This is a genomic window from Pseudochrobactrum sp. B5, assembly GCF_001939785.1.
In the GTDB taxonomy this organism is placed as follows: domain Bacteria; phylum Pseudomonadota; class Alphaproteobacteria; order Rhizobiales; family Rhizobiaceae; genus Pseudochrobactrum; species Pseudochrobactrum saccharolyticum.
The window spans coordinates 398,216-421,444 of record NZ_MOYL01000001.1; the positions used below are offsets into that span (position 1 = coordinate 398,216).

General features: G+C 52.5%; 15 protein-coding genes, 1 pseudogene and 1 riboswitch. Of the genes and pseudogenes, 11 read left to right on the plus strand and 5 right to left on the minus strand.

Features of this window, described 5'->3' with window-relative positions:
• Positions 1 to 142: 142 nt before the first annotated feature.
• A complete protein-coding gene (gene pncB / locus BKD14_RS01860; protein ID WP_075654053.1) occupies positions 143 to 1,447 on the plus strand; it encodes a nicotinate phosphoribosyltransferase in 1,305 nt (434 codons plus the stop codon).
• A gap of 41 nt (positions 1,448 to 1,488) precedes the next feature.
• Here the strand turns inward: pncB and BKD14_RS01865 are convergent, their stop codons facing one another.
• Both BKD14_RS01865 and BKD14_RS01870 read right to left on the minus strand, forming a co-directional pair.
• Complete coding sequence (locus BKD14_RS01865; RefSeq protein ID WP_075654054.1) at positions 1,489 to 2,424, minus strand: carbohydrate kinase; 936 nt, start codon at positions 2,422 to 2,424, stop codon at positions 1,489 to 1,491.
• Positions 2,425 to 2,434: 10 nt separating this feature from the next.
• Complete coding sequence (locus BKD14_RS01870; protein WP_022711309.1) at positions 2,435 to 3,181, minus strand: SDR family oxidoreductase; 747 nt, start codon at positions 3,179 to 3,181, stop codon at positions 2,435 to 2,437.
• A gap of 139 nt (positions 3,182 to 3,320) precedes the next feature.
• On the opposite strand from BKD14_RS01870, the gene glpK reads away from it, so the two are divergent.
• The gene (gene glpK / locus BKD14_RS01875; protein ID WP_075654055.1) at positions 3,321 to 4,817 is read left to right on the plus strand and encodes a glycerol kinase GlpK; all 1,497 of its coding nucleotides are present in this window, start codon (positions 3,321 to 3,323) and stop codon (positions 4,815 to 4,817) included.
• On the plus strand, positions 4,818 to 5,285 hold the full coding sequence (locus BKD14_RS01880) for a GNAT family N-acetyltransferase (RefSeq protein WP_075654056.1): 468 nt from the start codon (positions 4,818 to 4,820) through the stop codon (positions 5,283 to 5,285).
• Positions 5,286 to 5,705: 420 nt separating this feature from the next.
• Here the strand turns inward: BKD14_RS01880 and BKD14_RS01885 are convergent.
• Positions 5,706 to 7,718 (minus strand): annotated as a pseudogene (locus tag BKD14_RS01885) (transglycosylase domain-containing protein); the annotation flags it as partial.
• A 342-nt stretch (positions 7,719 to 8,060) separates the two neighbouring features.
• On the opposite strand from BKD14_RS01885, the gene BKD14_RS01890 reads away from it, so the two are divergent.
• Positions 8,061 to 9,149 carry an acyltransferase family protein gene (locus tag BKD14_RS01890; protein ID WP_075654057.1) on the plus strand — a complete coding sequence of 363 codons (1,089 nt, stop codon included), beginning with the start codon at positions 8,061 to 8,063 and terminating at the stop codon, positions 9,147 to 9,149.
• 42 nt (positions 9,150 to 9,191) lie between these two features.
• Here the strand turns inward: BKD14_RS01890 and BKD14_RS01895 are convergent, their stop codons facing one another.
• Together BKD14_RS01895 and BKD14_RS01900 are read right to left on the minus strand one after the other, a co-directional pair.
• Complete coding sequence (locus tag BKD14_RS01895) at positions 9,192 to 9,812, minus strand: ribonuclease D (protein WP_075654058.1); 621 nt, start codon at positions 9,810 to 9,812, stop codon at positions 9,192 to 9,194.
• A gap of 82 nt (positions 9,813 to 9,894) precedes the next feature.
• On the minus strand, positions 9,895 to 11,286 hold the full coding sequence (locus BKD14_RS01900) for a dipeptidase (RefSeq protein WP_075654059.1): 1,392 nt from the start codon (positions 11,284 to 11,286) through the stop codon (positions 9,895 to 9,897).
• 498 nt (positions 11,287 to 11,784) lie between these two features.
• Here BKD14_RS01900 and polA point away from each other — a divergent pair, with 498 nt between their 5' ends.
• The 7 genes from polA to BKD14_RS01940 all read left to right on the plus strand — a co-directional run bounded on the left by polA (position 11,785) and on the right by BKD14_RS01940 (position 23,215).
• Entirely contained in the window at positions 11,785 to 14,727 is a 2,943-nt protein-coding gene (gene polA, locus BKD14_RS01910) for a DNA polymerase I (protein ID WP_075654061.1), read from the plus strand.
• 349 nt (positions 14,728 to 15,076) lie between these two features.
• Positions 15,077 to 16,915, plus strand: a complete 1,839-nt coding sequence (locus BKD14_RS01915) for a DEAD/DEAH box helicase (RefSeq protein ID WP_075654062.1) — start codon at positions 15,077 to 15,079, stop codon at positions 16,913 to 16,915.
• A 147-nt stretch (positions 16,916 to 17,062) separates the two neighbouring features.
• The gene (locus BKD14_RS01920) at positions 17,063 to 18,073 is read left to right on the plus strand and encodes an Ldh family oxidoreductase (protein ID WP_075654732.1); all 1,011 of its coding nucleotides are present in this window, start codon (positions 17,063 to 17,065) and stop codon (positions 18,071 to 18,073) included.
• 208 nt (positions 18,074 to 18,281) lie between these two features.
• A riboswitch (cobalamin riboswitch) is annotated at positions 18,282 to 18,481 on the plus strand.
• Between the two features lie 180 nt (positions 18,482 to 18,661).
• Positions 18,662 to 20,566: a TonB-dependent receptor gene (locus tag BKD14_RS19645; protein WP_175576049.1), complete on the plus strand. Its 1,905-nt coding sequence runs from the start codon at positions 18,662 to 18,664 to the stop codon at positions 20,564 to 20,566.
• Positions 20,567 to 20,568: 2 nt separating this feature from the next.
• Positions 20,569 to 21,441 carry an ABC transporter substrate-binding protein gene (locus tag BKD14_RS01930; RefSeq protein WP_075654064.1) on the plus strand — a complete coding sequence of 291 codons (873 nt, stop codon included), beginning with the start codon at positions 20,569 to 20,571 and terminating at the stop codon, positions 21,439 to 21,441.
• A complete protein-coding gene (locus tag BKD14_RS01935; RefSeq protein ID WP_075654065.1) occupies positions 21,441 to 22,445 on the plus strand; it encodes an iron ABC transporter permease in 1,005 nt (334 codons plus the stop codon). Before BKD14_RS01930 ends, BKD14_RS01935 begins: the two co-directional genes overlap by 1 nt.
• Entirely contained in the window at positions 22,442 to 23,215 is a 774-nt protein-coding gene (locus BKD14_RS01940) for an ABC transporter ATP-binding protein (RefSeq protein ID WP_075654066.1), read from the plus strand. The genes BKD14_RS01935 and BKD14_RS01940 overlap by 4 nt, the downstream gene beginning before the upstream one ends.
• Positions 23,216 to 23,229: the final 14 nt, after the last annotated feature.

Genomic DNA, 23,229 nt, shown 5'->3' on the forward strand with positions numbered 1-23,229 from the left:
TCAGACTAAACAGAAACTTTAAATAAAGGGCGGTGAGCAATCATCGCCCTTTATTTTTGCTGAATTCTGCTTATGGTCTGTCCAACAAGAATGATGCTCAGGATGAGAATAAATCTCATCGGATCAGATAAGGACATCTGGCATGACCAGAACAGATATTGCGCAGCGCGTTTATAACCATACGTGGAAGCTGGATCCGATTGTTCGCAGTCTGCTGGATACGGATTTTTATAAGCTTTTGATGCTGCAAATGATCTGGGGGCTGTATCCGCAGGTGGATGCGACTTTCTCGCTGATTAACCGCTCGAAAACTGTGCGGCTTGCCGATGAGATTGATGAAGGTGAGTTGCGTGCGCAGCTTGACCATGCCCGCTCATTGCGCATGACCAAAAAGGAAATGATCTGGCTGGCCGGTAATACATTCTATGGTCGCAAGCAGATTTTTGCACCGGAATTCCTGCAATGGCTCAGCACGTTCCAGCTACCGGAATATGAGCTGACACGCCGCGACGGGCAATATGAGCTGCATTTCCACGGACCGTGGACGCATACGACAATGTGGGAAATTCCGGCGCTGGCGATTATCAATGAATTGCGCTCCCGCGCAGCGATGAAGTCCCTCGGGCCTTTCGCGCTGGATGTGCTTTATGCCCGTGCCAAAGCCAAAATGTGGGGCAAGGTTGATCGTCTGCGCCAGTTGCCGGATCTGAAAATCTCTGATTTCGGCACCCGCCGCCGCCATTCATTTCTTTGGCAGCGCTGGTGTGTGGAAGCGCTGAAAGAAGGCATCGGCGATGCCTTTACCGGCACCAGCAATGTGCTTCTGGCGATGGACACTGATCTGGAAGCGCTCGGTACCAATGCCCATGAATTGCCGATGGTGCTGGCAGCTATGGCCGATACGGATGAAGAACTGCGCTCGGCACCTTACCGCGTGTTGCAGGACTGGAACCGTTATTATGGCGGCAATCTTTTGATCGTACTGCCTGATGCATTCGGCACCACAGCATTCCTGCGCGATGCGCCGGACTGGGTTGCCGACTGGACAGGTTTCCGCCCCGACAGTTCTCCACCTATTGAGGGCGGAGAGCGGATTATCGAATGGTGGAAATCCAAGGGCAAAGACCCGCGTGAGAAATTGCTGATCTTCTCCGATGCACTGGATGTAGATACGATTGAAGAGACCTACCGCCACTTTGAAGGCCGTGTGCGGATGAGCTTTGGTTGGGGCACCAATCTCACCAATGATTTTATCGGCTGCGCACCGAAACACGTTTCAGGACTAGGAGCCATTTCGCTGGTCTGTAAGGTGATTGACGCCAATGGCCGCCCGGCGGTGAAACTCTCGGACAATCCGTCAAAAGCCACCGGCGATCCGGAGGCGGTCAAACGCTATATCGAGTTTTTCGGCGGTGAAGATCGGGTCACTCAAGAAGTGCGGGTTTAAAATACAAAAGGCGGCTTTTTAAGAAAGCCGCCTTTTCCTTATCAAGTGATTTCATAATCCCATGGCGGATTGGCACCGGCACGCGACACGGTAATCGCTGCGGCTTTGATGCCAAAGGCGATGGCTTTGGTCAACTGTTCTTGCGAGATGGCCGCAAGGGATTGCTTATTCAGCAGGCCTTGTTTTTCAAGGCTCACCAGCACACCGGCATTGACCGTATCTCCGGCACCGACTGTATCGGCCACGGTGACTTTTTCGCCACCGACACTGATTTTACCGCAGGATGCATAGGCCACTGCACCATCCGCGCCTTTGGTGACGATGATGATTTTAGGTCCGTTCTGTCCTTCTGTAGCCAGCCAGTTGCGGATAATCGCATCATGATCCGTGCCTTCATCAAACCAGAGCAGGTCTTCATCTGACACTTTGACAATATCAGCCAGTGCAATCATCCGCTTGATCCGCGCCAGATGGGCGGCTTTGTCAGGAATGAAATTCGGGCGGATATTCGGGTCGAGCATTGTCACGCGGTTCGGCGCTTCCCGCCGCATCAGCGCTTCATAGGTGCTGCCGCAAGGTTCGGGAATGAGGCTGATACCGCCAAACATCAGAGCGCTGATATCAGCATCCAGTTCCGGCAGTTGTGTCTCACTGAGCAAACGACCGGCAGTATTCTCATCGTAGAAATTATAGCTCGCCTGACCATTATTCAGCCGGACAAAGGCAAGCGTTGTCGGTTGATCCGAGATCGCACAAAACCGCGTATCAACGCGGGATTTCTCCAGCGTATCGCGCAGGATTTGCCCGAGAAAATCCGATGATAGGCCGGAGAAAAATCCGGCCTTTGCACCCAGCCTGCCAATGGCAATGGCTGTATTGAACACGGAGCCGCCTGCATGCGGCACAAAGCCGGTCTCGCCGCCCTGTGTTTCGCGCGGCAGCATATCAATCAGCGCTTCTCCGCAGGAGAGGATCATGCTCTCACCCTTAAACGTGTTGACCGCCATTGATGTGGATTTCTGAGCCGGTCACGTAGGATGAGGCTTCAGTGCAGAGGAAATAGATGGTCTCAGCCACTTCCGATGTCTGGCCAAGACGGCGCAACGGCATCTGCTCCACCAGCTTTTCTGTGCCCGGTGACAGGATGGAAGTTTCAATTTCGCCCGGTGCAATCGCATTGACGCGGATACCATGCGGGCCGAAATCCGAGGCCATTTCGCGGGTCAGACCGGCCAGTGCTGCTTTCGAAGTTGCATAGGCGGTACCGGCAAACGGATGCACACGGCTTCCGGCAATAGAGGTGACATTGACCACCGAGCCCTGCGCTGCTTCCAGTTCTTTGAATAATCCGCGCGCCAGCATGATCGGTGCAAAGAAGTTCACCTGAAACACATCGCGCCATGTGGCCATTTGGGTTTCAATGGAATTGAGGCGGCTTCCGCCAGCGCCTTTTGGCGAAATACCGGCATTGTTGACCAATGCATTAAGCTGACCGCCATTATCTTCCAGACGACGGCGGATTTCCGAAATCGCACGACCGATATCTTCCGGATCAGCCAGATCAACCTTGATATGATCTTCAGGGCCAGCAGGCCACGGGCAGTTGTCGGAAAAATCCTGACGTGAGCAGGTAATGACACGCCAGCCCGCCCGTGAAAAACGCTTCACGGTTGCATGGCCGATACCGCGGCTGGCACCGGTCAGTACGATGGTTTTTTTAGGCGTATCAGTCATTTTAATCGGCCTTTATTGCTAATTTTAAGTGGACACTATCACTATAGATTTTAAAATTTGCAAGGCGTGTTTAAATTTGGCACTGAATGATTCAAGCATATAATTTTTTAAAAGATGCTTTTGAGAAACGGAGATATTTATGTCGAAACTGATTTTGGCAATCGATCAGGGTACAACATCCAGCAGAGCCATTTGTTTCGATCAAAACCATAAGATCACCGGTCTCGGACAAAAGGAATTTACACAGCATTATCCCAAATCCGGCTGGGTCGAGCACGATCCGGAAGAAATCTGGCAAAGCGTTGTCGCGACCTGCAAACAGGCGGTTGAAAATGCCAGCGCCAGTATGGAAGATGTGGCTGCAATCGGCATTACCAATCAGCGTGAAACGGTAGTGGTTTGGGATAAGACAACCGGCAAGCCGGTCTATAATGCGATTGTCTGGCAGGATCGTCGCACGCAAAAAGAATGCCTGAAACTGAAAAAACAGGGTATTGAGCCGCGTATCCGCCGCAAGACAGGCCTGTTGCTCGATCCGTATTTTTCCGCAACCAAGCTGGCATGGATTCTCAACAAAGTGTCCGGTGCGCGTAAAAAAGCAGAGAAGGGCGAGTTGCTGTTCGGCACAATCGACAGTTTTCTGATCTGGCGGCTGACCGGCGGTCAGGTTCACGCCACCGATGCCACCAATGCTTCCCGCACATTGCTGTTCAATATTGCCAGGAATGAGTGGGATGAAGAACTGCTGAAACTGTTCAACATTCCGCGTAGCATGCTGCCGGAAGTGAAAGACTGTGCTGATGATTTCGGTGTGACAAAAGCTGATGTGCTGGGCGTGGAAATTCCGATCCTCGGTGTGGCGGGTGACCAGCACGCGGCAATGATCGGTCAGGCTTGTTTTGCTAAAGGTATGTTGAAGGCGACTTTCGGCACCGGTTGTTTTGCGCTGCTCAATACCGGCAAGGATAAAGTTCTGTCGCGCAATCGTTTGCTGACGACTATTGCCTATCGTCTGAACGGCGAGGTGACTTATGCGCTGGAAGGTTCGATTTTTGTTGCCGGTGCTGCAGTGCAATGGTTGCGCGACGGTTTGAAAATCATCAAAAATGCAGCGGAATCCGGTGAGCTGGCGCTCAAAGCCGATGAGACACAGGATGTCTATCTGGTGCCTGCTTTTGTGGGCTTGGGCGCTCCTCATTGGGATGCAGAGGCGCGTGGTGCCATATACGGACTGACCCGTAATTCTGGTCCTGCTGAAATTTCCAAAGCCGCGCTGGAATCCGTTGCTTATCAGGCACATGACCTGCTTGAAGCAATGCATAAAGACTGGAAAACGGACACCAGCGATATTGTTCTGCGGGTTGATGGCGGTATGGTTGCCTCCGACTGGACGATGCAAAATCTGTCAGACATTCTCAACGCGCCGGTTGACCGTCCGGTTATTCTGGAAACCACGGCGCTGGGCGCGGCATGGCTTGCAGGTATGAAAGCCGGTCTTTGGGGCGATATGCAGGCTTTTGCCGAAGACTGGCAGCAACAGCAGCGTTTTGAACCGCTGATGGAGCCTGCTTTGCGCAAACGTAAAATCAATGGCTGGCATAAGTCTGTGCGCAGCACACTCAGAGCGAAGCAATAAATGCTGATAAGGGCGGCGACAGCAGAAGATGCGGCAGAGGTTTGCACGGTTCTGCGCCGCTCGATCAGGGAGCTTTGTGCCGCGGATCATCAGAATGATCCGCAGATTTTAAGCCAATGGCTTGCCAATAAAACAGAAGACAATCTGCGGGGATGGATTGCGCGCGAGGGGCAGATCTATTTTGTTGCCGAGATTGACGGGCGGATTGCCGGTGTTGCTGCTGTCTCGGCAACAGACGGTGTTTTGCTGAATTATGTTTCACCGGATTATCAGTATCGCGGTGTCAGCAAGGCTTTGATGGCAGTATCTGAATGCTGGCTTAAAGAGCAGGGGCAGGTTGTGAGCCGTCTGACCAGCACGGCCACAGCAAAACAGTTTTATGAAAAGCTCGGTTATTTGCCCGAGGGCGATGCCAAAACGGGAAGGTCGGGCATGCCGTCCTTCCCGATGCGAAAATCTCTGAGATAAAGCCTATTCCCCGTTGCCCATGATCACGTCCAGCAATGTCGTGTTTTTACGCACGGATTGTCCGCCGACATCACCTTGCGGGCGGGGGCCGTCATAGGCCGGATCTCCGGCCACCGGCGGCGGTGCATTATTGCCCTGCGGTGCCTGTACCGGATAACCGGAATTGTCAGGCAGAGGCGTCGGATAGCCTGAATTATCCTGAACCGGCGGCGCTGTATTTCCAACCGGTGCAGGGTTTTCCTGAACGGAGATCGGCGGTTGCGCAGGCTGATTTTGCTGAGACGGCAATTGCGCACCGTCAGGCTGGCGCGGTGCACCGGGGGCTGGTGGCCAGTAAGTCTCATCATTTTCCGGCAAGGCAGGATAGCCGCTATTGCCTGATGCAGGTGGTTGCTGGCCGATACTGGCCGTTGCATCCGGCAGCTCGTCGCTACCGCCCGGCAGCACATTCTGAATTTCATAAGTGCTCGGCAAATCAGCAACCGGCACACCTTTGTGGGCGGCAGTCATGAAGGTTTTCCATGCCATTGCAGGCAGGCCGCCACCGGTGACTTTCTTGGTCGGTTTGCCGTCATCATTACCGAACCACACGCCGGTGGTCAGATTGGCCGTATAGCCGATGAACCACGCATCACGCGAGCTTTGGCTGGTGCCGGTTTTACCCGCAGCGGGCCAGTTACCGAATTTGGCGCGTTTTGCCGTGCCGTCTTCAACTGTGCGGCGCAGCATGGCATTCATCATGCCCAGCACCTGCTCGGTAATAATCCGTTGCTGTTGTTCAGCCGGATATTCATAGAGCACATTGTCGTCATTACCGGTGATTGTGGTAATCATATGCACCGGTGCGCGATAACCGCCATTGGCAAAAGGCACAAAAGCATCCGTCAGCTCCATTAGCGTGACTTCCGATGTGCCGAGTGCCAGTGAGGCATTGGTGGTGAGGGCAGACTGAATACCGAAACGATGGGCGGTATCGACCACGGCCTGCGGACCGACTTCCATCACCAGCTGCGCAGCAACCGAATTGAGCGAGTGAGACAGAGCTGTTGCCAGCGTTACTTCGCCGAAATATTTGCCGTTATAATTGCTTGGTGTCCATTTGCCGATGCGCACCGGCGCGTCATTGCGGATGGAATCCGGTGTGCGTCCCTGCTCCAGTGCTGTCAGATAGACGAATGGTTTGAAAGTGGAACCAGGCTGGCGGCGGGCTTCCGACGCGCGGTCAAACTGACTATTGGCATAGTCATAGCCGCCGATCATCGCGCGCACGGCACCGGTGCCGTCAATGGAGACGAGGGCGCCCTGACTGACATCCATTTTCTTGCCGTTCTGCGAAATCAGATCACGAATGGCCTCTTCACCAACCTTCTGCAAATCCAGATCAACAGTGGTATGAATGGTTACATCGCTTTTGGTTTCACCGATCAGCTTCGGCAGTTCCGATAATACGGCATCTGCAACATAATTTTCCGACCCTGACCAATAGGCAGCGGCACGTGTCGGTGGTTCACTTTCGGCAATAGCCTGTTCTTTGAGGCCGATCATCCCCTGATCGCGCATAGCGGCCAGCACCAGCTTGGCGCGGTCATTGGCAGCTTTCGGGTCGCGGGCAGGCGAGAGGCGTGACGGTGCTTTCAGCAGACCTGCCAGTGTGGCGGCTTCGGTGAGGTTCACATCCTTGGCAGATTTATCAAAATAGCGCCGTGAGGCGGCATCCACGCCATAGGCACCGGAACCGAGATAAACACGGTTGAGATACATCTCCAGAATCTGGTCTTTGGTGTAAGTATGCTCCAGCCACAAAGCGAGCATCACTTCCTGCACCTTACGTTCCAGCGTTCTGTCCGGTGAAAGAAACAAGTTCTTGGCCAGCTGCTGGGTGATGGTAGAGCCGCCCTGTACTGCACGACCTTTGGTAATATTGGTAAAGACGGCGCGACCGAGACCAATCGGATCAACACCGTAATGGGAATAGAAACGCCGGTCTTCGATGGCGATGACTGCCTGCGGAATGAAAGGCGACATTTCCCGCAAGCCGATAGCCTCGCCACCGGTTGTTCCGCGATTGGCAATCAGTTTGCCGTTCACATCAAGGATTTTGACATTCGGCGGACGGTCAGGAATAGCCCAGTCGCTGGTCGGCGGCATTTTGGCAGCGATATAGATCACCACACCGGCAAGGGCGATACCGCCCCACAGCATCAGGACAAATGACCAGTAGAACAGACGACGCAACCAGCGGAAAGAGCCAGAGGCTTGCTCTTGCTTTTTTGATTTTCGGGAAGCGCGTTCAGGACGCGGTGCACGTTTTTTGGATGCGCTGCCATTCACGCGGTCACTCTCATCAATGCGCATTTCATCTTTATTGGCAGGCGTCTCTGGCTTTCCGAAGGACGGTTCTATGCGTCGGTCTTTTGAATCTCTGGAAGCCATATGCGTTGGTAAACCTGCTTAAAAAATTGAATAGCTGTGCTTTGCACCGTAATTGAGGCAGTTTAAAGAGCAGTAAAGTTTTGCTAACAGTATAATGCTGTCATCAGGGCTTTGAAATTATGCTTTGTATTCAAGAATGTACTTAAGAGCACATACCGAAAAACGTGCAGCGGTTTTCGGTGAAAGATGCGCGTAATAGCAAATGGACAGAGCATTCTGATATTCTGATTAAAACTGGAAATGCCCCAGTTCATCTAATGCAGGCCGCACACGAAAATACTATTCAGCTTTTGTGATATTTCATTATAGAAAACAGGTTAAACTGGTTCAGATAGGTATAGCGTGACACAACGGATTGACTGGGTCGATATCGCCAAAGGGATATGCATCATTTTTGTTGTGATGATGCATTCAACGCTGGGTGTGGAAGAGGCCGCCGGTCAGACCGGCTGGATGCATTATGTGGTCGCCTTTGCCAAACCGTTCCGTATGCCGGATTTCTTTCTGATCTCAGGCCTGTTTCTGAGTGCGGTGATCGACCGGCCGTGGCTGCGCTATCTTGACCGCAAAGTCGTGCATTTTCTGTATTTCTATGTGCTGTGGCTGACTATTCAGTTTGTTTTTAAAGCACCGGGCATCATGGCTGAGGGCGGTGTTTCCGGGGTTGTCAGTGCTTATCTGATGGCTTTTATCGAGCCTTTCGGCACGTTGTGGTTTATTTATATTCTGCCGTTTTTCTTTCTGGCGACACGTTTCATGCGTGACGTGCCGCATTGGTTGGTGTTGACCATGCTGGCCATTCTGGAAATCCTGCCGATCCATACCGGCTGGATCATGATTGACGAATTCTGCTCACGCTTTGTCTATTTCTATGCCGGTTATGCACTGGCACCGCAGATTTTCCGTATGGCCGAATGGGTAGCGCGCAACAAAATGATTGCCGTAACCGGCCTGCTGCTCTGGGCTTTTGTCGAATATCAGATGGTGTTCACACCTGTACCGGAATTCGGCCAGTCGCTGCTGAGCGGACAGGCATGGCAGGCGGGCGGTCTGGGCGGCTATAGCGAATTGCCGCTGGTCTCGCTGTTCCTCGGCTTCCTTGGTGCGCTGGCGATTATCAGCGTATCATCGCTGCTCGCCTGTTTAAGCTCCGCGAATATTGTGCATCGGGTGCTGAGCTATCTGGGCGCACATTCCATCGTTGTTTATCTGGCATTCTTCCTGCCAATGGCGGTTACCCGCACAGTGCTGCTTAAAACAGGTATCATTACCGATGTCGGCACGATTTCGCTGCTGACTATGGCGATGGGCGTGATCCTGCCGGTCATTCTCTATGTGCTGATTGATAAAACCGGCTACGGCCGCTTTCTGTTCGCACGGCCGCAATGGGCTATCATTGATCGAAGCGGGACTGTTCCGGTGCGTGTATAAAACAGATCATAAAAAAGCCCGCTTAAAGCGGGCTTTAAATTTTTAAGCGTGAGCAAAGATGTCTTGCTCGTCCCAACCCATCAGATCAAGCTCTGCGCGGGTTGGCAGGAATTTAAAGCAGGCTTCAGCCTGTTTCTCACGACCATCGCGTTGCAGACGATATTCCAGAACTTTTTTCAGACGATGCAGATAGAGAACATCGGACGCTGCATATTCAAGCTGCGCCTGAGACAGGGTTTCTGCTGCCCAGTCAGAAGACTGTTGCTGCTTGGAAATGGATACTTCCAGAAGCTCCGAGCAGATTTCTTTCAGGCCATGACGATCCGTATAGGTACGGGTCAGTTTCGAAGCAATCTTGGTGCAGAAAACCGGCTGCGGCATCACGCCGAATGTATGTGCCAGCACTGCCAGATCAAACCGGCCGAAATGGAAGATTTTAGTGATCGAACGGTCTTTGAGCAGCTTGACCAGATTAGGGGCTTTTTTCAGCCCCTTTTCGATCTGGATAATATCCGCTGTGCCATCGCCCGGTGAAATCTGTACGACACACAGACGGTCACGCAGAGGATTGAGCCCCAGCGTTTCCGTATCAATAGCGACGGAATCCACCTGATAATTATCAAGATCAGGCAGATCGTTTTTATGAACGCGGATAGTTGTCATTGAAAGTTCCGTTATCTTATTTCTTTGAAAGTGCGGCGAGAATGCGCGCCCCTTGGCGGCACTTGCCGCCAAAATTCTGGCCTCACTTGGCGGCAAGTGCCGCCAAAATTCTAGCCCATGAGCGCTGCCCTTTATGGAAGGAGGACAGCTCGTATTTTTCATTCGGGGAATGGATGCGGTCATCCTCAAGGCCGAAACCGACCAGCAGGGAGTCCATGCCAAGGAATTTGTCGAAGTCACCGACAATCGGAATAGAACCGCCCATGGCAATCAGAACCGCAGGGTTCGGCCATTCGTCAGACAAAGCCTGTTTGGCCTGTGTGACCAGTGGTGAATCATAGGAAAGCTGGATAGCCGGTGAACCGCCATGCGGGTGGAATTCCACGCGGCAATCGGCAGGCAGACGGGCCTCGACGAATTTGCGGAAATTGGCGCGGACTTTATCCGGATCCTGCTTATGTACGAGGCGGAAGGAAACTTTGGCCGATGCTTCTGCGGCGATAACAGTCTTGAAACCTTCACCGGTATAGCCGCCGATCATGCCGTTGACTTCGGCAGTCGGGCGCGCCCATGTCTGTTCCAGAACACTGCGTCCCTGTTCGCCTGACGGTACGGAAAGACCGATAGGGCCGAGGAAATTCTCAGGGGTGCGGCCAAGACCTTCCCATGATTTGAGAACCTGGCTCGGTGTTTCTTCCACGCCGTCATAGAAATCTTCTACAGTTACACGGCCGGTTTCATCATGCAGGTCAGCGAGAATTTTTGACAGTACATGCAGCGGATTGGCAGCCGCGCCACCGAAGAAACCGGAATGCAGATCGCGGTCAGCGGCTTTAATGGTGATCTGTTCACCAACCAGCCCGCGCAGGCCAACGCAGATCGCCGGTGTATCACGGTTCCACATCGAGGTGTCGCAAACCAGAGCCACGTCGGCTTTGAGTTCTTCTTTGTGGCTGTCGAGGAATGGCTTGAGCGATGGTGAGCCGGATTCTTCTTCACCTTCAAACAAGATGGTGACTTTAACCGGCAACTGGCCGTGGACTGCTTTATAGGCGCGGCAGGCTTCGACAAAAGTCATCAGCTGACCTTTGTCGTCGGATGTACCGCGACCGGTCAGGATTTTACGGCCGGCTTCAACTTCTTTCACTGCAGGATCGAACGGATCATTTTCCCAGAGATTCAGCGGGTCAACCGGCTGCACATCGTAATGGCCGTAAAACAGCACATGCGGGGCATCTGCCGTTGCACCTTCATGATGGGCAACAACCATCGGGTGACCCGGTGTATCGCGCACGCTGGCATCAAAACCAATGCTCTTCAGATCTTCTACCAGCCATTCCGCAGCTTTGCGGCAATCGGCTTTAAAAGCCGGATCTGTGGAAATGGATTTAATGCGCAGAAGATCAAACAGATGATCGACACTGTGGTCGAGGTTCTGATCGAGGTGCTGAAGAACAGGTTCAAGTGCTGACATGTTACCCTCATGAAAAAGCATGCTTCGACTCGCAAAGCATGAATGTGTTTTTAAAGTCCGGACGGTTTTAGCGTAAATGGCCGGAGACTGTACAGGGATGATGTCGGGCATTTGCTGTAAAAGTGGGAACGGCTTTTGCGTAAACACAATGCGCAACAATAAATGGCAGTTGTTGTCTTTAACCGGAAAAGCAAAAGCCGTTACGGTGAGGGGAACCGTAACGGCTTGTAATAAATGGTGGCAGCCAGAGGGGGGGGGAGGCTACCACCCCGGTTTTCCGGCGGGGGACATGCCGAAAAACGGAAACCGACAATGTTGTCGATAGGGCTAATGTGGCCAGAAAAAGTGGCAATACAAGGGCTGAAACGCGGCGTATCAGTCACAAAAAAGTTATTGCTTATAGGGCGCCGGACAGGGCGGAAGATAAGCGAGGATTATTTCGTAACGAGCGATATGGCGTGATTTCTTTTTTCGCGCTTATGCTTTACATCTTTTACCATGAAAAAAGGTGATCATCTCTTCCTCGTCGACGGCTCCGGCTATATTTTCCGCGCATATCACGCCTTGCCGCCACTCACCCGCAAATCAGACGGTTTGCCGGTTGGTGCGGTGTCCGGTTTCTGCAATATGCTGTGGAAGCTCCTGAAAGATGCGCGCAATACGGATGTCGGTGTGGTGCCGACCCATTTTGCGGTTATCTTCGATTATTCGTCACAGACTTTCCGTAAGGAAATCTATCCGGAATATAAAGCCAACCGTACTGCCCCGCCGGAAGATCTGATCCCGCAATTCGGCCTGATCCGTCAGGCCACTCATGCTTTCAACCTGCCTTGCATTGAAAAGGAAGGCTATGAAGCGGATGATATTATCGCCACCTATGCCCGACTTGCCGAAGAGGCCGGTGCGACAGTCACGATCATCTCTTCCGATAAAGACCTGATGCAGCTCGTGACCGAACAAGTCTCGATGTATGACGGCATGAAGGACAAGCAGATTTCAATCCCTGAAGTGATTGAAAAATGGGGTGTGCCGCCGGAGAAAATGATCGACCTGCAATCGCTGACCGGTGATTCAACCGATAATGTTCCGGGCATTCCGGGCATCGGGCCCAAAACTGCCGCGCAATTGCTGGAAGAATTCGGCGATCTGGATACGCTGCTTGCCCGTGCTTCCGAGATTAAACAGAATAAACGCCGCGAGAATATTATCGCTTTTGCGGATCAGACCCGCATTTCGCGTCAGCTTGTGACATTGAAGAATGATGTGCCTCTGGAGATTGATCTTGACGGGCTGATGCTGGAACCTCAGGACGGGCCGAAGCTGATCGGCTTCCTGAAGGCGATGGAACTGACCACGCTGACCCGCCGTGTGGCTGAGGCCACAGATACGGTTGCGGCCGAGATTGAGCCGATTACTGTGGAGACAGAGTGGGGTGCGGAAGCACGCGGCCCTGATCTTGATCGTGGCACAGATGTTGCTGAAACTTCCGTACCGGAAAAAGCGGTTGCGACTATAAGTGCAGAAAACAACGGCCAGCTGATGCGGCCGCAGGCTCTGGTGGAAGCACGCAAAGCGCAAGGCACTTCTGACAAGATCGATCATTCTGCTTATGTTGGCATTACCGATATTGCGGTGTTGAAAGACTGGATCGATCAGGCGATTGATCAGGGTTTTGTGGCTTTTGACACCGAGACAACCTCGCTTGATCCGATGCAGGCCGAGCTGGTCGGTTTCTCGCTGGCCTTGGCGGCAGGCAAAGCCTGTTACGTGCCGCTGACACATAAATCCGGTCAGGGTGATCTGCTCGGCGGCGGGCTGATTGAAGGGCAAATTCCGCTGAATGCAGCCCTTGCAGAACTAAAGCGGCTGCTGGAAGATCCGTCAGTGCTGATCATTGCCCAGAATATGAAATATGACTGGCTGGTCATGCATCGTCTCGGCATTAATATTGCGCGTTTTGACGACACGATGCTGCTGTCCTATGCGCTGGATGCAGGCACCGGCACCCATGGCATGGATGTGCTGGCAGAACGCTGGCTTGGGCACACAACAATTCCTTATAAGGAAGTAGCGGGTACCGGAAAATCGGCCGTGACTTTTGATATGGTGCCGATTGATCGCGCTATCGCCTATGGTGCGGAAGATGCCGATGTCACATTGCGCCTGTGGCAGGTGCTGAAACCGCGTCTGGCGGCCGATGGCATGGCGTCGGTTTATGAGCGGCTGGAACGCCCGCTGGTTGAAGTGCTGGCGCGGATGGAAGAGCGCGGTGTCAGCGTTGATCGCCAAATTCTCTCCCGCCTTTCCGGTGATCTGGCGCAATCGGCTGCCGCTATTGAAGACGAGATTTATACGCTTGCCGGTGAAAAGATGAATATCGGCTCACCGAAGCAGCTCGGCGATATTCTGTTTGGCAAACTCGGCCTGCCGGGTGGTTCAAAAACCAAAACCGGCCAGTGGTCGACCTCTGCGCAGGTGCTGGAGGATCTGGCGGCGGAAGGCCATGAGCTGCCGCGTAAGATTGTGGACTGGCGCCAGCTGACTAAGCTCAAATCCACCTATACGGATGCATTGCCCGGTTATATTCACCCTGAAACTAAGCGGGTGCATACATCTTATTCTATGGCGGTAACGACGACAGGACGTCTGTCTTCGTCAGAACCGAACCTGCAGAATATTCCGGTGCGCACCGCAGAAGGCCGTAAAATCCGCACAGCCTTTGTGGCGCCGCAGGGCAAAAAGCTGATCTCTGCCGACTATAGTCAGATTGAACTGCGTGTACTCGCGCATGTGGCCGATATTGCGCAGCTGAAAAAAGCCTTTGATGACGGTATTGATATTCACGCAATGACGGCCTCTGAAATGTTCGGCGTGCCGGTGGAAGGCATGCCGTCAGAAGTACGCCGCCGTGCTAAAGCGATTAATTTCGGTATTATTTACGGCATTTCGGCCTTTGGTCTTGCCAATCAGCTGTCCATTCCGCGTGAAGAGGCAAGCTCATATATCCGTACCTATTTTGAGCGTTTCCCCGGTATCAAGGATTATATGGAAACAACCAAGGCTGCTGCGCGTGAACAAGGCTATGTCGAGACCATTTTCGGTCGCCGCATTCATTATCCGGAGATCAAAGCCAGCAATCCGCAGGTGCGAGCCTTTAACGAGCGTGCCGCGATCAATGCGCCTATTCAGGGTTCGGCGGCAGATATTATCCGCCGTGCGATGATCCGCATGGAACCGGCACTGGCAGATGCGAAGCTCGATGCGCAAATGCTGTTGCAGGTGCATGACGAACTGATCTTCGAGGTTGATGACGCGCAGGTTGATGCGACCATTGAAGTGGTGCGTGAGGTGATGGTCAATGCGGCAATGCCGGCTGTTTCGATGGCTGTGCCGTTGCAGGTTGATGCCAGAGCCGCGCAAAACTGGGATGAAGCGCATTGATCTTATGCAGTTAATGCAGTAAGAGGCACCAGAACATGTTGCAGAACTCCGGTTTTGCAACATAAGCGCCTTAAAAGGTGAAAGACTGGTCTTCTGTGCGGAATAGATTGTAACAATCGCCCGTTGCAGGTTGACCTCAATGTCATTCGCCTTTACGTAGCGCAGCATCATCACTTATTGTTGTTTGCTTATTTACGTTACCGGTCACGGATGTGTGAAAGCATGGTATACGGCTTTTTGCCGTTTCATCATGAATGAAGCCAGGGATGGGACATTTGCTTCTGAAACTTCAGGGCAAATAATGTCGGGGCCAGTTGATGCGTGGGTGAGCCATTGCTGAAAGTCATTCATGACCTTGCCTTCTACTATTGCACCTGCCCTTGCCGGTGCGCTCACAGCTCGTGGCTATGAGGAACTGACCTCCGTTCAGGAAGCTATGCTGACGCCTGACAATGACGGTCGCGATCTGCTGGTTTCCGCTCAGACCGGCTCCGGTAAAACTGTTGCCTTTGGTATTGCCATGGCAGCTGATCTGCTCGAACAGGGCGATCGTCTGGAAGCCCCGCGTGCGCCATTGGCTCTGATTATTGCGCCGACACGCGAACTGGCTTTGCAGGTTGCCCGTGAGCTGGAATGGCTCTACGCGCCAACCGGTGCCCGTATCACCACTTGTGTTGGTGGTATGGATATCCGCACAGAACGCCGCAATCTGGAACGCGGTGCACATATTATCGTGGGTACACCGGGTCGTCTGCGCGATCATATTACCCGCCGTGCGCTGAACATGTCTGATCTGCGTGCCGTTGTGCTTGATGAAGCTGATGAGATGCTTGATCTCGGCTTCCGCGAAGATCTGGAATTTATTCTCGGTGAAGCTCCGGAAGACCGCCGCACACTGATGTTCTCGGCGACGGTTTCCAAATCAATCGCTTTGCTTGCCAAGCGTTTCCAGAAAGATGCATTGCGCATTACTGCAACCGCCAGCCATGAAAAACACGCTGATATTACCTATCAGGCAATGATTGTGCCGCCGCATGAGCGCGAAAACGCGATCATCAACACGCTGCTCTATTATGATAATGTCAATACCATTATCTTTGCTTCCACCCGTGAAGGCGTGAAGCATCTGGCAAGCCGTCTGAGCAATCGCGGTTTCTCGGTTGTGGCGCTCTCCGGTGAATTGTCACAGGCTGAACGTACCAATGCGCTGCAATCCATGCGCGATGGCCGTGCCCGCGTTTGCGTAGCGACTGACGTTGCTGCACGCGGTATCGATCTGCCAAATCTCGATCTGGTTATTCACGCCGATCTGCCGAATAATGGTGAAACATTGCTGCACCGCTCCGGTCGTACCGGTCGTGCCGGTCGTAAGGGCACCTGTATTCTGGTGGTTCCTTTCTCCCGTCGCCGTTCGGCTGAGCGTCTGCTGCAAATGACACGTCTGGATGCCAAGAGCATTGCAGCGCCGACCATTAATGCGGTTCAGGAAAAAGTTCGTGAGGTTATCCTCAGCAACGAACGCCTCAGCGATGAGATTCCTGAAGACATGCAGGAGCTGATGCGCGAATTGCAGGCGCGTTATACGCCTGAACAGATCGCAGCCGCTTATCTGCGTCGTGAAATCGAAAGCCGTCCGGCACCGGAAGATGTTTCTGAAGGTCCGGTACGCGCTTTGGGTGCACCGGCACGCGAACGCGGTGAACGTGGCGAGCGCTCCGAGCGTGCTCCGCGTGAAGATCGTTCCTCCTTCAATGGCGGTGCATGGTTTACACTGTCGGCTGGTCGCAAACATCGTGCCGATCCGAAATGGATTTTGCCGCTGATCTGTAAAGCCGGTCAGGTTTCCAAGGGTGATGTCGGTGCGATCCGTATTCTCGAAAACGAAACCCGTTTCGAGATTAACAGCGAAAAAGCCAAAGAATATTTTGCGACTGTTGAAGAACAGGGTACCGGCGAAAAAGGCCTGGTGATCCGCACTTCAACCGCACCTGAGCAGGAAAGCCGTGGCCCGCGTTCTGATCGCGGTGGTGAACGTCGCTTTGACAAGCGTGGCGGCGACGATAAGCCGGGCTGGGGTGCGCCGAAAGGCAAATCCCGCTTTAAAGGCGGCGAAGGCAAGCCTTACGGCGATAAGCCAAAAGGCCCGCGTAAGCCACGTGAAGGCGGCGATCGTAAATTCTCCCGCTGATATCTAAGCTTTGAAGAACCCGCTCTCTGAGCGGGTTTTTTATTTTCATAAGGTAATAACTTGCTGTTTCGTAATGGCTGGGCTAGGTATCTGATATATTAGGCTGCTTTTAAAGCAGGCTTTATGCGCAGGGAGGATATCGCAGCTATGACCGCAACCATTACCATCACGCTTGATGAAGCTTACAATCTTGCGGAAAAGACCTTTATTAAACTTGGTCTTTCTGAAGAACATGCGCAGGCCAATGCGCGTTTGCTGCAAAGCTGCCAGCGTGATGAATGCGATTCACACGGGCTTTACCGGGTGCTGAGCTGTGCTCAGACCATTAAAACCGGTGCTGTTGTGCTGGATGCGGAGCCCGTAGTGGAAGACCGTGCAGGCGGTATTGTCGCCGTGGATGCCAAGGGCGGTTATTCTTTGCTGGCGCTGGAAAAAGGCTTGCCGATGCTGGTCGAGAAAACCCGCAAGCTTGGCATTGCCGCGATGGCGATCAATCATTGTGTGCATTTCTCGGCTCTGTGGCCGGAAGTGGAAATGCTGGCAGAGCATGGTCTTGTCTCGCTGACAATGGTGCCGAGCCATTCATGGGTTGCACCTGCGGGTGGCAAAACCGGTGTGTTCGGTACCAATCCGATCGCTTTCGGCTGGCCGCGTGCAGGCAAATATCCGTTTGTTTTCGACTTTGCTACCAGTGCTGCGGCACGCGGTGAGATTGAACTGCATCGCCGTGCAGGCAAGCCCATCCCATTGGGCTGGGCAGTTGATAAAGATGGTGAGCCGACAACTGACGCTGAGACTGCACTGCAAGGCGCGATGCTGACATTCGGCGGTTATAAAGGTTCGGCTTTGTCTGCCATGGTCGAACTACTGGCGGGACCATTGATAGGCGATATGCTGAGCCTTGAATCTCAGGAGTGGGATAATGGCCGTGGTGCAACGCCGAAACACGGGGAAATCGTGATTGCCTTGAATCCGGAGAGTTTCCTCGGTGCGGCAATGGCAGAGCATATGGGGCGGGCGGAGAAAATGTTCTCGGCGATTACAGATCAGGGGGCACGGCTGCCATCGCAGCGTCGCTATGAAGCTCGTGAACGCAGTCTGGCCAATGGCACGGTGACAATTCCGCAGAAACTTTACGATGATATCCGTGCGCTGTAACGGCTAAATCGTCTAGAGCGCCGTGTGCCAGACTTGGCACACAAAGGTCGCTCTAACACTTTAAAATTAGAGCATGATTTTACCTTAAACTGATCCAAGTTTAAGGAATTATGCTCTATCATTTTGAAACTGCGGCACAAGTATCACGCCCTGCTGAAAAACGCAGTTCATAATTGCTTAAGAATTGACCGTGAAGCGGTGCATTGTTATCGCTTTACATGGAAAAGGTTTTGTCTGGGCAGCATTGTTTCAGACAAATGAAAAGGGAACACGGTGCTTAATCCGTGACTGCCCCCGCAACTGTAACGGTGAGCGGCCTCCGGTAAGCCACTGTCCTCGTGGACGGGAAGGCGGAGCGTTCGTGATGACCCGCAAGTCAGGAGACCTGCCTTTTCCGGTCACCAGCCGGTGCACGAGGGGTGCGCAGGCGCGGACGTCCGTGACGGTGGCATTGTTAAAATGTTGCCGTATGCGGATAAGTGACTGTTTATTCAGCCTGTCTCAAATGCGGTTTGTATCATTCAGGGCAATGTAATGCGGATAAAGCGTGCATTGTCTGATCTATGGCGGGACAGCATGACACGCAATTTGTTGCAGCATAAAAAATCCATTTTGGTACTCGGAACGGCTTTGACATTTTTCAGCCTTGGCAATGCGCTGGCGCAAGAGAAAAAGCAGAAACCGGTACAGCTTAAAGAAATCTTCGTAACAGCTGGTCGCACGCCGATTGAAGAAGGCAAGACCGGCCGTGCAGTGACTGTGATTACCGGCAAGCAGCTTGAGCAAAATCAGGTGCGTTATGTAGCCGATGCTCTGCGTATGGTGCCGGGTTTTGCCGTGTCGCGTCAGGGTACAAAAGGCGGTATGACCAATATTCGTGTGCGTGGCGCAGAAGCTAATCATTTACTGGTAATGGTTGACGGCGTTGAAGTCAGTAGTGCTGAAGGCGGTGCATTTGATTTTGGCGCTATTCAAGCTGATGATATTGATCGGATCGAGATTCTGCGCGGTCCTCAGAGCGCGTTTTGGGGAGCAGGTGCTGCCTCCGGTGTGGTGAATATCATCACCAAAGGTGGTAAACGCGACGGTTTCAAAATCAGCGGTACAACGGAAGCCGGCAGCCAGAACTCATGGCTCGGCGGTGTTCTCTTGCAGGGCGGTGCTGAAAATTATGATATGGCGCTGGCCGCCTCCTACCGTCGCACGAAGGGCTTCAATATTTCCGATATTGGTGATGAAAAAGACGGCGACACCAATCTGACATTGAACGGTAAGGTCAATATTGATCTGTCTGATAGTGCTAAGTTAGATGCGACTTTACGTTACATGAAAAATCGCACGGATCTTGATGCTGATCCAGTTTGGAACCCAGATCCGGCTGATTCATTAAACAATTATGGTCAGACATCCAATCTATTAGGATCGGTTGGGTTAACATGGACTGGTCTTGAGGATGCTTTAACTCAAAAACTGCGTTTTACAGGCAATTCGATACATTATAAGAACGTCACGCCTATGTTCCCTGTATATGAAACGAAAGGTCGGCGTTATACCGGATCTTATCAGGCAAGCTATGTTTTTGATACGCCAAGTTTTGCAGATGCTCATCATACGATTACCGGTGGTATCGACTGGAAGCGCGAGACATTTTCGACAACAAAAGATTATGAACGCGATAGTTATGGTTTTGTTGGTCAGTATAATGGCGAATTCTGGGATCAGTTTTATTTAAATTTAGCTTTGCGTCATGATCTGAATGATGAGTTCAAAGACGCAACGACTTATTCAGTGAGTACCGCTTGGGCTATTCCAGATACAGACATGCGTTTGCACAGTTCTGTCGGTACTGGTGTCAGAAACCCCGATTTTATCGAACAGTTTGGCGTCTTTTACTTCGGCCCTGAAGGCTTTGTAGGCAATCCAGAGCTGAAGCCAGAGCATAATTTGGGGTGGGACATTGGTGTTGAGAAGAGTTTATTTGATGGCAGGCTGCTTCTGGATGCAACGTATTTTAACAACCGTTTTCGTGACAAAATCAGTCGCAATGGCAATAAACTCATTAATATACCAGGGATAACGCGTACACACGGTGTTGAACTGTCAGCTACGTTAAATCTGACTGATGGTTTGACTGCAGGAGCAACTTATACTTATACCTCTGCTAAAATGGCAGATAACAAAGATTTAGTGCGAGTGCCGCGTCACTCCGGTTCTGTGAATGTGGCTTATACATTCTATGAGGATCGTGCCCGTTTGTTTGGCGAAGCTGTATTCAATGGCAACATGAAAGATAATAACGTTGGCACATTTCCGGTATCTGTTGTGACATTGGACAAATATACCGTTGTTAATATCGGCGGCAGCTATAAGTTCACTGACAAGCTTGAAGGTTATGCCCGTATCGAAAACCTGTTTGATAAAAAATATCAGGAAGTCTATGGCTATAATACACCGGGTCGCGGCGCATTTGCCGGTTTGAAAGCCTCTTTCTGAGAATGGTGCGTTTAACCGCCCTCATCAGCTTTACCAAAAGGCAGGCCGTTATCGCGGCCTGCCTTTTGTGCTTCTGCATCTTACCATCGCAGGCTCAGATACTGCCGAAGCGGGTGGTTTCGCTCAACCTTTGTACGGATATTCTGGCACTGTCGCTGGCTGATCCGTCTCAGATTGTCTCTGTCAGCCATATTGCGGCAGATCCGGTTTCTTCGCCGGTCGCAAAACAGGCCGGAAATTATCATCTCAACCGTTCCGGTCTTGAGGAAATATTGGCGCTGAAGCCCGATCTGGTTTTGGCCTCGGTCTACACAGCGCCGGACAAGCTTGCAATTCTGGAGCGGGAAGGTATCAGGATTGAGCGTTTCGGCTATGCGCAGAGTTTTGCTGATATCCGCCAGCAGATCACGCAAATGGGGCAGGTGCTAGGGCAGCAAGATAATGCACAGGCACAAATTGCTGAAATTGATCAGATGCTTGGGTCTTTGCAGAAGAATACTCAACCGGTATCCGCGCTGCTTTATGAGCCTAATGGTTACACCTCCGGCGTGGGAACATTGTCTGATGAGATTATGAAGCTGCTGGATATTACCAATCTTGGTGCCAGTGACAGCAGACTGGCAGCAGGGCGCGTATCGCTGGAAGATCTCATTCGCCTGAAGCCGGATATGATCATTGAGCCTGAATTTTATGAGAAACCGGCACTGGCCTATCAGAATTACCGGCATCCGGTTATGAAGGCTTTGGTAAGTGATCAGGGGCGTAAAACACAGCATGTGGCTGTACCTGCGCGCAGCTGGTCGTGCGGTTCAGTCTATACGCTGGAAGCGGTGAAAATATTGCAGCGTGCCAGACAGGCAAACGGAGAGCGATGATGGATCAGAACCGGCGCTATTATGGTCTGTTGCTTGTGCTTGGCGTGGTGCTGATCGCCTTGTTTGCTATCTCACTGCTGACCGGTTCGTCTTCCATCAGTTTTATGCAAGGGCTGTCCGGCCTGTTCGGGATAGGCGACAGCGATACAGTGCTGATCATGCAGCAATTGCGGCTTCCCCGTGCCTTACTAGGCTTGATGATCGGTTTGACATTGGGTTTGTCCGGTGCTGCCTTGCAAGGTTATTTACGCAATCCATTGGCCGAGCCCGGATTGCTTGGTGTTAGTTCATCTGCCTCACTCGGTGCGGTACTGGCGCTTTATAGCGGACTGTCTTTGCTGTTTCCTTTAAGTCTGCCGCTGATGGCGCTGGGTTTTGCATTTATCGCTGTTCTATTGGTGCAGTTTCTGGCAGGCGGCAGCGGCTCTACGATTACAGTTATTCTGGCCGGCGTTGCGGTTTCTGCCTTTGCCGGAGCGCTGACGTCACTGGCACTGAGCCTTGCACCCAATCCTTTTGCCCTGATGGAAATTGTCTTCTGGATGCTCGGCTCCTTAAATGACCGTTCCATGAGCCATGTCTGGCTGGTGCTGCCGTTTATGAGCCTTGGCTGGCTTATGCTGATCCTCTCCGGCCGTTCACTGGATGCGCTGACTTTAGGGCAGGAAACCGCTGCCAGCATGGGTGTTGATTTACGCAAAGTGCAATTTCTCGTGGTGGCAGGCACGGCAATGAGTGTTGGCGCGGCAACGGCTGTGGCAGGAACAATTGGTTTTATCGGGCTGGTAGTGCCGCATGTCTTGCGCCCGTTTGTTGGTTCGCGCCCGTCGCGTCTGCTACCGGCTTCGGCACTGGGCGGAGCGGTTATGTTGCTGGCAGCTGATATTTTTGTACGTCTTATTCTTCCGGAGAAGGATCTGAAACTCGGCGTTCTGACCGCTTTGATCGGTGCCCCATTCTTCCTGCATCTGGTGTGGAGATTGCGCAAAGGAGCAGAAATTTGAGCCTGTTACGCGTTGAAAATCTCTCGGTTTCCCGCCAGCAACGTATCATAATCGGCGGAGTTTCTTTCACCATAGGTGAAGGCGAGTTTGTCGGTCTGATCGGCCCGAATGGTGCGGGAAAGTCAACGTTGCTGCGTGCTTTGCTGGCACAACTGCTCTATCAGGGTTCTGTCACTTTGAACGGACAGGAAAGCGCGCAGCTTAAAAGCGTAAAACGTGCGCAGTTTCTGTCCTATATTGCGCAGGATCGGGAGATCAGCTGGAATATGCGCGTTGAGGCTGTGGTGCAGCTCGGCCGTCTTGCCCGTCTGCCGCAATTCTCCGGCCTGAGCAGAGAAGATCAGCACCAGATTACCTCTGCCATAGAAGCGCTGGAGATTACTCATCTGCGCGATAAATCGGCGCGGGAATTATCCGGCGGTGAGCAGGCACGGGTTCTGATAGCCCGCGCCATTGCGCAGGACACGCCTTTGATGCTGGCCGATGAGCCGGTGGCAGGGCTTGATCCGGCACATCAGCTGGGTTTGATGCAGATTTTCCGCGAGATTTCCACACGTGGCCGCAGCATTATCTGCACATTGCATGATCTGGGACTGGCCGCGCGCTGGTGTACCCGCCTGCTTTTGTTGAAAGACGGTTGTCTGGTGGCTGATGGCACACCGGCGGATATTCTGAAGGAAGACGTGATCCGCGATCTCTATGGCGTAGAGGTGTTTCGTACGCAAACACCGGACGGTCTGATTATCCAGCCGACACATATTGTAAGATAAATAAAAAAACGCCG